The 12,108-nt window shown below is 69.8% G+C and carries 9 protein-coding genes and 3 pseudogenes; 10 read left to right on the top strand and 2 right to left on the bottom strand.

Annotated elements, in window-relative coordinates:
- Positions 1–6 precede the first annotated feature (6 nt).
- From ACFY16_RS41140 to ACFY16_RS41130, 3 pseudogenes are all read left to right on the top strand, one after another.
- A pseudogene (locus tag ACFY16_RS41140) lies at positions 7–726 on the top strand (enoyl-CoA hydratase-related protein).
- A gap of 562 nt (positions 727–1,288) precedes the next feature.
- Positions 1,289–1,339, top strand: a pseudogene (locus tag ACFY16_RS41135) (hypothetical protein); the annotation flags it as partial.
- A gap of 233 nt (positions 1,340–1,572) precedes the next feature.
- A pseudogene (locus tag ACFY16_RS41130) lies at positions 1,573–1,968 on the top strand (LysR family substrate-binding domain-containing protein); the annotation flags it as partial.
- Positions 1,969–2,120: 152 nt separating this feature from the next.
- Here the strand turns inward: ACFY16_RS41130 and ACFY16_RS41125 are convergent.
- Positions 2,121–2,777, bottom strand: coding sequence for a TetR/AcrR family transcriptional regulator (locus ACFY16_RS41125; protein ID WP_390652351.1), 657 nt, complete (start codon positions 2,775–2,777; stop codon positions 2,121–2,123).
- A gap of 102 nt (positions 2,778–2,879) precedes the next feature.
- Between ACFY16_RS41125 and ACFY16_RS41120 the strand changes: the two genes are divergently transcribed.
- Genes ACFY16_RS41120 through ACFY16_RS41110 form a run of 3 tightly spaced genes read left to right on the top strand, consistent with a single transcriptional unit; the run spans position 2,880 to position 6,516 of the window.
- On the top strand, positions 2,880–4,547 hold the full coding sequence (locus ACFY16_RS41120; RefSeq protein ID WP_390652350.1) for a bifunctional 3-(3-hydroxy-phenyl)propionate/3-hydroxycinnamic acid hydroxylase: 1,668 nt from the start codon (positions 2,880–2,882) through the stop codon (positions 4,545–4,547).
- 11 nt (positions 4,548–4,558) lie between these two features.
- Entirely contained in the window at positions 4,559–5,614 is a 1,056-nt protein-coding gene (locus ACFY16_RS41115) for a maleylacetate reductase (RefSeq protein WP_390652349.1), read from the top strand.
- Complete coding sequence (locus ACFY16_RS41110; protein ID WP_390652348.1) at positions 5,611–6,516, top strand: dioxygenase; 906 nt, start codon at positions 5,611–5,613, stop codon at positions 6,514–6,516. Before ACFY16_RS41115 ends, ACFY16_RS41110 begins: the two co-directional genes overlap by 4 nt.
- 283 nt (positions 6,517–6,799) lie before the next feature.
- Here the strand turns inward: ACFY16_RS41110 and ACFY16_RS41105 are convergent, their stop codons facing one another.
- Positions 6,800–7,501, bottom strand: a complete 702-nt coding sequence (locus tag ACFY16_RS41105) for an NAD(P)-dependent oxidoreductase (protein WP_390652347.1) — start codon at positions 7,499–7,501, stop codon at positions 6,800–6,802.
- A 108-nt stretch (positions 7,502–7,609) separates the two neighbouring features.
- On the opposite strand from ACFY16_RS41105, the gene ACFY16_RS41100 reads away from it, so the two are divergent.
- From ACFY16_RS41100 to ACFY16_RS41085, 4 genes are all read left to right on the top strand, one after another.
- Complete coding sequence (locus ACFY16_RS41100; protein ID WP_390652346.1) at positions 7,610–8,320, top strand: TetR/AcrR family transcriptional regulator; 711 nt, start codon at positions 7,610–7,612, stop codon at positions 8,318–8,320.
- Between the two features lie 201 nt (positions 8,321–8,521).
- Positions 8,522–9,157: an NAD(P)H-dependent oxidoreductase subunit E gene (locus ACFY16_RS41095; protein WP_390652345.1), complete on the top strand. Its 636-nt coding sequence runs from the start codon at positions 8,522–8,524 to the stop codon at positions 9,155–9,157.
- A gap of 275 nt (positions 9,158–9,432) precedes the next feature.
- A complete protein-coding gene (locus tag ACFY16_RS41090; RefSeq protein ID WP_390652344.1) occupies positions 9,433–9,741 on the top strand; it encodes a trypco2 family protein in 309 nt (102 codons plus the stop codon).
- Between the two features lie 7 nt (positions 9,742–9,748).
- A complete protein-coding gene (locus tag ACFY16_RS41085) occupies positions 9,749–12,034 on the top strand; it encodes a trypsin-like peptidase domain-containing protein (RefSeq protein ID WP_390652343.1) in 2,286 nt (761 codons plus the stop codon).
- Positions 12,035–12,108 lie beyond the last annotated feature (74 nt).

Raw genomic sequence — 12,108 nt, 5'->3', positions numbered from 1 at the left:
TGTTGAGTGGTCAGTTGTTGCTCGGAGTCAGACGGCCCTCGAAGGTCAAGATCCGTGAGAACCGGAAGCCGCAAGGGGCGAAGAGTCTCACTGCGGAGCGGGCTGCATACTTCCAGCTCATGCAACAGGGCTACAGCGACAACGAAGCTTGCGGAAGCCCAGCTCGGCATCATGGCCGCGGCGGGCGCCTGCTGGCGGCTCCAGGAGCTCGTCGGCGAACCTCTCGCCAAGGAGGTCCTTCTTGCCGGCCGCTCGATCGACGCGGACCGCGCCGTGACCACCGGCCTCGCAAACGAGATCGTGGACGCGCCGAAGCTGCTGGACGCGGCCCATGCCTGGGGCGACCGCACCCTCCGCGCCGCTCCCCTGGCGATCCGGCTCACCAAGGTCGCGCTGCACGCCCCGCGCGAGGCCCACCCGGCGATCGACAACATCGCCCAGGAGCTGTACACCCTCGCCGCCCGGCAGCCCTCCTACCGGGAACTCACCCACGAGTGAATGGCCCGCAGCCGCACCCACCTGGAAAAGCACTTCGGCCCGGACACCGCCCGTCAACTCGACGCCCTCATCGAGGGCCTGACTCTCCACCGCGCCCTCGCCCAGGAACCCCACGACCGCGCCCTGACCTTGGAAGCCGTCACACGCATCACCGCGACCAGCAGCCGGGCACCTGACCGCCCGTGCGGCACAGACCTGACCGATGTGCCGCACGGGCCACCAACTTGAGGGATGCGCCTGCGACGCCCCGAGGTCACCACCGCTCCGGCAGACGCTGCTGATCGCTAGGTGCAGCGACCCCTGCAGCGTCTGGAACAGACGGCTCTCGTGCGCCCGGGCTCGGGTGGCGCCGCCTTCGACCGGGGCGGGACCCCGGCGGACACCGGCCAACACGTCGCTTGCACGCAGTGTTCACCCGAGCACGCCTCGAGAGCCGGCGGACTCAGGCCCAGAAGTCTCGGCGCAGGTGACGGTCCAGGAAGTTCGATGAGACCGGTCGTCAGCACACCGCGGTGCTCGGCCTTCGGGTCGCCGACGCGGCTGGTGCGCACGGTGGTGGCCAGAGCAGGGATGCGCTCCAGGGCGTCGGTATTGAAGAAGCCATGTCCGGCTCCGTGGACGCGTACCAGGGTGGTGTCGGCTCCGACGGAGACGAGGGCGTCGAACTGTCGAAGCCGGGGGCGTCACTGTAAGCAGTCGGTGCGCGTCCCGCGTCCCATGGAATTCCGCCAACGTCCGCTACTTCCTCGCGCTCGCGGAGGAGTGCCACTTCGGGCGCGCCGCTGCCCGCCTGCACGCCGCCCAGCCCGCCTTGTCCCAGCAGATCAAGCAACTGGAACGGGAGCTGGCCATCGAGCTGTTCCACCGGTCCACCCGGCACGTCGAACTCGCCGAGGCCGGCACCTCACCGGGTACGCCCGCACGCTCGTCCCGAGGCCGACGCGCACGCGTCCACATGACGGAGTTCGCCAGCGGCCACGCGGGCCGGGTCTCCGTCGGCTTCATCAGCACCGCTCCTACGACGTACTCCCGCGCGTCGCCCGCACTGTGCGGGCCCAGCTACCCCACAACACCATGGAGCTGCACGGCGAGCTGCTCACTCCGCAGCTTGTGGACGGCCCGCTCACCGCGATCTACGACCTGGCCGTCTTCCGCTCCGGCGGGACCGCCGAGGGTATGCGCGTCACGCCGCTGCACCCCGAGCCACTGGTGGCCGTGCTGCCGGCCCGCCATCCCCTGGCCGACGAACGGAAGATCTCACTGGCCTCGCTGGCCAGCGAGTCGTTCGTCATCCACCCCTCACAGCCGCGGTCCTCCATGTACGACCACGTCCTGCCAGCCTGTGCCCGGGCCGGTTTCCAACCCTCGTCCCTCGCCGAGGTCGGCGAGACCACCACCCTCGTCGTCCTGGCGGCCGCCGGACACGGTGTGGCGCTGGTGCCGCAGTCGGTGCAGAGTCTGCGGCTCGACGGCGTGACCTGCTCGCCGAGACGGAACCCATCGACCTCGTCCTGGGCCGCCAAATACACCGCAACTCACCCGCCACACAGCAGGTCGCCTCGGTCATCGAGGAGTACGTGCGCAACTGAGGCGGGGAGAGAGCCGGAAGAGGCACCGGCCGCCTATGTCATCGACTCCATCGGAAGAGGAGGCAGGGGCCGGGTCGCGACCTCGTGGGCCTCGGCCAGGGGGAGGCCGACCATGGAAAGCATCGTGGCCGCGAAGGCGACGTCGAGGTCGTCGGTGCGGTTCTGGGAGACCGCCAGGTGGATGGTCGAGAGCAGGGAGCCGAAAGTGGAGGCGACCGCGAGGTCGAGGTCCACGACGGTGAATCTGCCCGACTCGGCTCCGCGCCGCAGGTCGCGCCGGCAGCGCGGGCCCAGGACCTCCTGGAGCTGGGGGTGCGCGATGCCGAGGCGGACCATGAACCAACCCCACAGGGGGAGCGAGGTCGCCTGCTGGACGAGGTGCCGCAGCGACGAGGCGTAGACCTCGGCCGGATCGTCCATGTCCGCCGTCATGCGGTCGAGTGCGTCACCGACGGTGTCGATGGAGTCGCGGATGATGTGGGTGACGATCTCGTCGCGGGACGAGAAGTAGTTGTAGAACGTGCCGGCGCCCAGGTCGGCGGCCTCGGTGATGTCCGTGATGCCGACGCCTTCGACTCCCCGCTGGGCCATGAGGGTCCGGGCCGCGTCGATGAGCCGCCGACGGGTCGCCTCACGGCGACGGTCCTGGCGGCGGCGCGGGGCGGGCCCCGCGGAGTTCTGCGTGGTCATCGCCGCAACTCTAGCCTCCACCGCGCCCCGGATGCACCGGCCGGGGGGCCACGGAAGAAAAAACTGAAAGGGTCTTCATTTCTGAAAGGATCTCCACTTAACATGTGGCTCGGCCGAGATGCCGTGAACCAAGGAGCGACGATGGCGACGAGCCTTACGAACCTGACTGTGCCGACAGGCGGGACCGACACCGACGTTGTGATCGTCGGCGGCGGGCCTGTCGGGACCCTGCTGGCGATCCTCCTGGGACGCCGGGGCCACCGTGCGACGATCGTCGAACGCTGGGCGACTCCGTACGAGCAGCCGCGCGCGGTCACCTACGATCACGAGATCGCCCGCATCCTCGAGACGATAGGCATCGACTCCGAGTCCGACCCTGCCGTCGAGCACCACGAGGACCTCTACTACTGGAAGAACGCGGCAGGCGAGACCCTTCTCGAGGTCGACTGGTGCTCCATGACCGAGTATGGATGGCGCACCCGGTACTGGTTCTACCAGCCCGAACTCGAGGCCCGGCTGCGTCATCTCGCCGACACCGTGCCCTGCGTGGAGACGCACCGGGGATGGGAGGCTGAGGAACTCCTGCAGGACGCCGACGGCGTCACTCTCAAGGGCACCCGTACCCTGCCCGACGGGACCACCGTCGCCGAGCAGGTTCGTGCCCGCTACATCGTCGGCGCCGACGGTGCCAACAGCTTCGTCCGCAAGGCGCTCGGGCTGCCCTGCGAGGACCGCGGCTACTTCTTCGACTGGCTGATCCTCGACACCATTCCCACCGTCGAACGCACCTGGAGCCCGGCCCACTGGCAGCTCTGCGACCCCGCCCGCCCGACCACCATCGTCCCTGGCGGCCCCGGCCGGCGACGCTGGGAGTTCATGGTGCTGCCTGGGGAGGACCCCAAGGAGCTTGCCTCCCCCACCTCGGCCTGGCAGCTGCTCGAACCGTGGGACGTCACCCCTGACAACGCGGAGCTCGAGCGCTCCGCCGTCTACCGCTTCCAGGCCCGCTGCGTCGAGCGCTGGCGTGAGGGCCGCGGCCTGATCGCCGGTGATGCCGCTCACCTCATGCCGCCGTTCGCCGGTGAGGGCATGTGCGCCGGCCTGCGCGACGCCCTCGCTCTCGGCTGGCGCCTCGACCTCATCCTCGGAGGCAAGGCCGACGACGCGCTCCTCGACTCCTACGGCGCGGAGCGCCGCGTCCATGTCCAGCACTACATCGACTTCTCCATGGAACTCGGCAAGGTCATCTGCATCGCCGACCCTGACAAGGCCGCCGACCGTGACCGGCGCATGACCGCCGAACTGGCCGCCTCCGACGGCACCCCCGTCGACACCGACATCGCCGTCCTCGGCCCTGGCCTGTGGCACGAAAGCTCCCCGAACGCCGGGGCCCTCGCCGTCCAGGGCACCGTCGAAGCCGACGGCCGCACCGGCCGGTTCGAGAACGTCGTCGGCCGCGGTTGGGTCCTCCTCGGCCGGGCTGAATCCCCGGCCGACGCCCTCACCCCGGAGCAGGCAGCCGCGCTCGCCGTGATCGACGCGCGGCTCGTCCACATCGGAGGCCCCGGCAGCGGCGCCCCGGTCATCGACACCGAAGGAACCTACGGAGCCTGGTTCGACCGACTCGGTGTCGAATTCGCCGTCATTCGGCCCGACTTCTACGTTGCCGCCACTGCGGCCGATGCCGGCCGGCTGCGCGACCGCGTCGACGCCGTCCTGCGGGGCCTGCACCTCACCACCACCGCCCAGCGGCTCTCCGTCCCGGCCTGAAGAGGAACACCATGAGCAACTTCGACCACGTCACCCTCGGTCAACGCGTCGTCCTGCGCAGCCACGGAGCGGCCCAGGCCCTCGCCGAAGAGGTCGAGCGCCGGTCTGCCGGCCGCCTCCTCGTCATCGCGGGCCGCAGCGAAGCCGACCTCGCCCGTTCCGTCTGCAGCGGACTGCCCGTGGCCGCCTGGTTCGAGGACGTCGTCCAGCACGTACCCGTGGCCGCCGCCGACAGGGCACGCGCCGTCGCCGCCGACAACGACGTCGACCTCGTCGTCTCCATCGGCGGCGGCTCCACCACCGGCTTCGCCAAGGCCGTCGCCCTCACCACCGGCCTGCCCGTCGTCGCCGTGCCGACGACCTACGCCGGCTCCGAGGCCACCAACGTCTGGGGCCTTACCGACGACCGCACCAAGACCACCGGCACCGACGACCGCGTCCTGCCCCGCACCGTCATCTACGACGCGGCCCTCACCATCACCCTGCCCGTCGCACTGTCCGTCGCCTCCGGCCTCAACGGCCTTGCCCACTGCGTCGACTCCTTGTGGGCTCCCCGTGCGGACCCCATCAACCGGGCCCTCGCCACCGAGGGCGCCACTGCCCTGGCCGAGGCACTGGTCGGCATCGTCGACGACCCCACCGACCTGGCGGCTCGGGAACGAGCCCTCTATGGCTGCTACTTGGCCGCGGTAGCCTTCGCCTCCGCCGGCTCGGGCCTGCACCACAAGATCTGCCATGTTCTCGGCGGCCGCTTCGACCTCCCGCACGCCGAAACCCATGCCACCGTGCTGCCCCATGTCCTCGCCCTCAACGCCCCCCATGCCCCCGAGGCCGAGCGGCGGCTGGCCCGCGTCTTCAAGGCACCGACCGCGGTCCAGGGCCTCGACCAGCTCCGCAAACGAGTCGACGCCCCCCGAGCCCTGCGCGACTACGGCTTCCGCGAAGAGGACATCCCCTCGGCCGCCGAGGCAATCCTCCCGGCCGTCCCCTCCGCCAACCCCACCCCCGTAGACAAGAACAACCTCACGGCACTGCTCCACGCCGCATGGGAAGGAACCGCCCTGTGACTACCGGAACATCCACGGAGATCACCGCCGAGCAGACTGCCCGCGAGCAGGCCCTGGTCGACGAGGTTGCCGCCAGCTTCGAGAAGGCTGCCAACCCGCGCCTCAAGCAACTGCTCCAGTCGCTCGTCCGTCACCTGCACGCCTACGTCCGCGACGTCCGCCTCACACAGGACGAGTGGGAGACCGCGATCCGGTTCCTCACCGACGCCGGCCACATCACCGACGACAAGCGCCAGGAATTCATCCTTCTCTCCGACGTCCTCGGCATCTCCATGCAGACCATCGCCGTGAGCAACGAGGCCGTCGCTGACGCCACCGAAGCAACCGTCTTCGGCCCCTTCTTCGTCGAGGACGCCCCACACATCGAACAGTGCGGCGACATCGGCGGCGGCGCGCCCGGCACCCCCTGCTGGGTCGAAGGCACGGTCCGCGACACCATGGGCACACCGCTCCCCGGCGCGCGCATCGAGGTATGGGAAGCCGACGACGAGGGACTCTACGACGTCCAGCACAGTGACGGACGTGTCTACGGCCGGGCCCACCTCTACTCCGACGACCAGGGCCGGTTCCGGTTCTGGGCCCTGCAGCCGACCCCGTACCCCATCCCGCACGACGGACCGGTCGGAGCCCTGCTTGCCGCGGTGGGCCGCAGTCCGATGCGCGCCGCCCACCTGCACTTCATGGTCACCCACCCAGAACATCGCACACTGGTGACGCACCTCTTCGTCGACGGCGACCCACAGCTGGAGACCGGCGACTCCGTCTTCGGCGTCAAGGAATCCCTCGTCAAGCGATTCGAGCCGCAAAAGGCCGGCACGCCGACACCCGACGGGCGTGCCCTCGAAGGGCCCTGGTCGCATACGAAGTTCGACATCGTCCTTGCTCCGGAGCGTCATTCGTGAGTCCCTGCCTTCATACCGCCTGGACTCCCCTCGGAGGGACTCGCCGGCCCACGGACAGTACACACGCCCATCGGTGAGCCATGCCGAACACCGCGTGCGGGAGGAATCCACACGGACGGAAGGGGCGGGGACCGGCTGGGCGGCGTCAGCAACCCCACCGGTCCCCACCCTCATTGAGGTGATCTTGAGCCGGACGGGGAATGTGGCGCGCCTCTGCAGCAGGAAGCGCAGAGGCGCGCGGGCTTTCCGTGCGGGGTGTGCGGGTTGGTGTCCGCGGGCCAGGTCAGTAGCCGACAGTGAAACGGCGCTGGACGAACCGCGGTAGTTCCGCCTCGTCCACGAGGGCGATGGCTGCGTCCTCTGCTGAGATCCGGCTGTGTCCGTCGGCGTCGAGGACCGGCTGATCGGCGCCGACACGGAACCGTCCCGTTCGTTCGCCCGGCGCGATGTCCTCCGCCGGGCTGAAATAGGTCCACAGCCGGTTCGAGGTGCGCAGGACGTTCAGGGCGTCCCGGTGGCCGCGTACTGCGGCGGCGTACTCTCGCGGCAAGCCGATCGCGTCGAGGGCCTCGTGCAGGAGGTCGTCGGAGTCGGCCCGTGTGATACCGGGCGCGATCTCCAGGCTGCCGGCGCCGCCGATGACGATGAGGCGGGTGCGGGGGTGACTCTCCAGCGCCTTGAGGAGTGCCCGCGCGGCGGTCGCGTAGACCGTGGGATCGGCGATCGATTGCGCCACGGTGTCGGCCATGTCCTGGGCGGCGTTTCCCGGCTGGAATCCGCTGACCAGTACGTCGAGGCCGGGTATGGCGGCGGCGACCGACTCGGCGTCGAGGACGTCGATGCTGCTCCAGGTGACGTGCTCGCGATCCTCGTCGATCTGCGTGGCGTCGCGGCTGAAGGCGGTGACGTGGTGGCCGCGGTGGAGGGCTTCGATGACGACGCGGCTGCCGATCATGCCCGTGGCCCCGATGACTCCGATGTGCATGGCTGTCCCTTGATAGGTTGCGCCGCTTAACTGCACGGCGCATAAAAACTATACGGCGTGCAGTAACTGAGCAAGGCTCATTCACGTGACGCTGTAGAGTCGCTTGCTATGGGAAGCAGCATGGGGCGCCGCGAACGACTGCGCCTGGAGACGACAGCCGAGATCAAGAAGGTCGCCCTGGAACTGATGGCCACGGGCGGACCCGACGCCATCACGCTCAGGGCTATCGCGCGCGAGATGGGCATGACGGCGAACGCCATCTACGGCTACTTCGCCACCCGAGACGATCTTGTGACCACGCTGATCAACGACGTCTACACCTCGCTGGCCGAGACCGTGGATGCCGCATGGAGCGACTCCCTCGAGCGTGATCCGGCCGCCCGGATCCAGGCGTGGGCATGCGCCTTCAGGGACTGGGCGCTGGCCAACCCTGAGGGGTTCCGTCTCATCTACGGTGATCCTGTTCCCGGATATCGCCCGCCTGAGGGCGGCGCCGCCCCGGACGCCGCGCACCGTGTCTGCACCGGCATCACCGCCCTCGCGGATGCCGCCTGGCCACAGGCCGAACACCACTACGCCGACAGCGACTTCGACTGGTTCGACTTCGACCCGGGCCTACTGGACAAGGTCCGCCCGGCATTCCCTCATCTGCCCCCGGCTGCCGTGGCCCTCGCGCTGCGCATTTGGAGTCATCTGCACGGCCTGGTGTCGCTGGAGGTCTACGGCCATCTGCAGGCCCAGGCTCTCAGCCCGGAAAAACTCTTCCGCGAAGAACTGGCCCAACTCGTCCGCTCGCTGGACCTCGTACCAAAGAAGTAGCGGCAGGACGCCAGGCGTAGGTGAGGGAATGTGTCCACGTCGGCCGGTTCCACGGCTGTACACAGACGCCGGTGCCGGTTTGCGGCCTCGTCCTACCGCCTCCACGATGAAGGCATGGTTCCCGTCGGCCCTGCCGAACGTTTCGACGCGTTCCGGGCCCTGGCCGACCGGCGTGGACGGCGTGGACGGCGTGGAGACAGGGTGATCGAGTCGTTGGCCGAGGCAAGGGCGGGAGCGGCGGACGGCCCCGAGGTCTGGGCACCGGCTGTCGCCGCCCGTCTCGGACTGCCCGCCGCCGCCGCGCTCGGACCGGCCAGCTACTACGCGGACCTCGCCGCCCCGCACCGCGACCGTCATGTCCGGGTGTGCACCGCGACGGCGTGCTCCGCAGCGCAAGCCGGACGGCACCTCGCCGATGTGGAGCACGAGCTGGGCGTCACCCCCGTCACGATCTCGGCGCCCGACGGCGTATCGGTGCAGGCCGTCCGCTGTCTGGGCTACTGCTATACAGGACCCGCTGCGCTCAACGGCGAAACGCCCTGCACAGGTCCGGCCCTCGTCGATCAGCTCGCCGGGCGGCAGCTACCGCGGACACCGGAGATCCCGGCGGCCGACAACACCGGCGACCCGGCTCTGCTGGGCGGTGTGGTGTCCGGTGAGCCCGCGTGGCAGGTGTGGCCGAGGCCGGTGACGGCGCGCACTCCGGACGAGGTTCACCGGGAGGTGGCGGCATCCGGGCTGCGGGGGCGGGGCGGATTTTCGGGTGGCCGCGAAGTGGGAGGCGGCCAGCCGCGCACCCGGCACCGTGGTGGTTGCCAACGGCGACGAGGACCGTAACCCAGACCACTGACACCACCCCTCCAACAGGACTCCCCCGCAGATTCGCCGGACCCGCGTCGTCGCCGACGCCCACCCTGGCCTGCTGCGCCGGCAGGAACCCCGACGAGGCCTTGGGCGATGTGGGAAATCGAGCGCAAGTACAACGTGTCCTGGCGGATGGCCAGCGTCGGCCCGCCAACCGCCCCTATTTGGACGGAGGTTCTGGCGGTTCCCACTGGTCAGTGCCGACCGGGGAAGTAGCATAGGTGCGTGGGCTCGGAGTCAGGGGGAACATGCTTGAACTCACTGAGATGATCCGGGAGTTGCGCCGGGAACTGATCGAGGCGACGGCCGATGGCTCCGGTCAGCCGGTCCGCTTCGAGCTCGGCCCCGTGGAGATCGAGGCGACAGTGGCCGTGTCCCGCGAGGCGGGCGGCAGCGGCAAGGTGCGGTTCTGGGTCGTCGAGGCCGGCGCCGACGGAAAGTACGGGCAGGCGGCCACGCAGCGGATCACCCTCACCCTCCATCCGAAGACCATAAGTGCCGACGGGACAACACAAACGGCGCTGATCGGCGGCAACAGGGTCCCCGGAGAGCGGTGACTGCAGCATGCCTCCTCCCGTACCGCCCGGCCTGCGCGTCGAGTACGCGGCCGAGGTCATCGTGGAGCTGGCGGACGGCGAGGGCCGACGTGGATCCGGCTATCTCATCGCGCCCCGGAAGGTTCTGACCGCACGCCACGTGGTGAGGAACGCGACGGCCGTGCGGGTGCGCTTCAACGCGGACCGGCCGGGCCGGACGGAGTCCACGGCCACCGTGATCTGGCAGCACGCCGAGAATGACATCGCAGTACTGGCCGTGCCCGAGGCGCCCCCCGCCATTCCCACCGAGTTCGGCAAAGTCGGTGAGCGCGACGCCGTCATCCACGCCGGCGCCGTTGGCTTCCCCGCCTTCAAGATGCGCACCGCGCCCGACGGCTCCCGCTACCGGGACGCGGAGCACGTCCACGCCACCTGCGCGGTGCTGTCCAACCGCCGCGAAGGCACCCTCGACCTGTCGGTCCCCCCGCCCGCGCCCCAAGCGGACGGCTCCCCTTGGGCCGCGATGTCGGGAGCCGCCGTATTCAGCAGGGGACGCATCGTCGGAGTGGTCGCCGAACACCACCTGTCCGACGGCCCGGGGCGGCTCGCGGCGAGCCGGGTGGACCGCTGGTCGGAGCGGCTGAGCGAGAGCGAACTCGCCGCACTGGAGATCGTGCTCGGTGTCGGACTGCGGCCCGCTGACCTCGAGGACGTCGTACCTCCGCATCATCGTGAAGCGACACTCACCGCGTTCACGGCGTACCTGCAGGACCTCGCGCCGACCGAACTCCTGGACCGGCAAGACGAGCTGGAGCGGTTGGTCCGCTTCTGCGCGGGCCCCCATCCGTACCAGTGGATCCAGGGCACGCCATGGGCCGGCAAGACCGCCCTGACCTCGTGGCTCGCACTGCATCCGCCGCACGGAATCGTGCCCGTGTGGTTCTTCGTTTCCAACCGACTCGCGGGCAATGCGGACAGTCCCGCCTACGTCGAAGCCCTCATCCAGCAGTGCGCCGCGCTGGCCGGCCGGGACGCCATCGGCACCACCGCTCAGACGGCCCGGGCGGGAGAGCTCCGGCTGCTCCTGGCGGAAGCGGCGAAACGCGTGGCGGCACAGGGCAGCACGCTCCTGCTCATCGTCGACGGGCTCGACGAGGACAGGTCGACCGGGCAGAGCATCGCCTCCCTGCTGCCGAGCAGTCCCCCGGACCACTTACGGGTCCTGGTGACCAGCCGCCCCCATCCCGGCCTGCCCGGGGACATCGCCCCCGACCACCCGTTGCCGAGCTGCCCGGTGCTGCGGCTCGAACCGTCGACCGCCGCCCGCAACATCCAGCACGAGGCCACCCTGGAGATGGACGAGGCGCTGCGGAACGACGAGTTGACCCGCGACCTCATCGGGCTTGTCGCAGCCGCGCGCGGCAACCTGACGGTCCGAGACCTCCAGGAACTCACCGAACGCCGACGGTTCGAAGTCAAGCAACGGATCGACGGCCCCCTCAGACGCATCCTGCACCCGACCGGGAGCCCCACCGAGACCCTGGCCACCCCGCCGGAGCAGGGCGGCTCACCCGCCGCCCGGAGCGAGCGAGGGTACGGGTTCACCCACGACACCCTGCTCGTGGCCGCCCACGACAAGCTGCAAGACGAGATCCCCGAGTACGAGGCGCGAATCAAGGCTTGGGCCGACAACTACACGGCGCAAGGATGGCCCGAGGGCACCCCCGATTACCTGCTGTCCGGCTATGCCCATCAAGTCGCCTCCCTGGGCGACACCGAGAGCGCGGTGCAACTGGCCACCGACGCAAGGCGCATCGACCGCATCCGCGAGAACATCGGCATCGGCCCGGTGCTCGCAGAGAACACCTCCGTCGAGTCGGCCACCGACAGCGAGGAGCACCTGACCGCACTGGCCCGCGCGCGGGAGCGGGCCGTGGAACTCGCGGTCCACGGCCTCGACGAGACCTCGCCCGCGCGCATCCTGAACGATCCGCGCGTCGAGCGCGTCTCGGGCGACCACACGGCCGGCATCTACCGCAGGGTCGACGACCGGGACGCGACCGACGGGCCGGTCCCCGAGACGTACTCCTGGTCGAACCTGGCTCTGGGCAACGCGGCACGGACCCTGTGGCTGCTGTTGCTGCCCTTCGTCGCGGTCAACCTCGCCCACTGGGCCAAGCCCGGCGGCAACCAGCGGCCCACGGCCCGGCGCGCGTACGACGTCCTCGTCCGCCTCCTCGGCCTTAGCCTGACCGTGCTACCGGCCGCCGTCGTCTGCGAAGTGGTCCTGGACCTAGGGCCTGTTCTGAGTTGAGATCACGGATCGGTCATTCCCGCTTCGGGAGGGTGCTGGATGCGGTAGACCGGTTGCGTGACTCGTGGTGATCT

It is taken from the genome of Streptomyces sp. NPDC001315 (genome assembly GCF_042896175.1).
Taxonomy (GTDB): Bacteria; Actinomycetota; Actinomycetes; order Streptomycetales; family Streptomycetaceae; genus Streptomyces.
The sequence above is the reverse complement of the archived record's forward strand: the minus strand, read 5'-3'. Positions and strand labels throughout refer to the sequence as shown.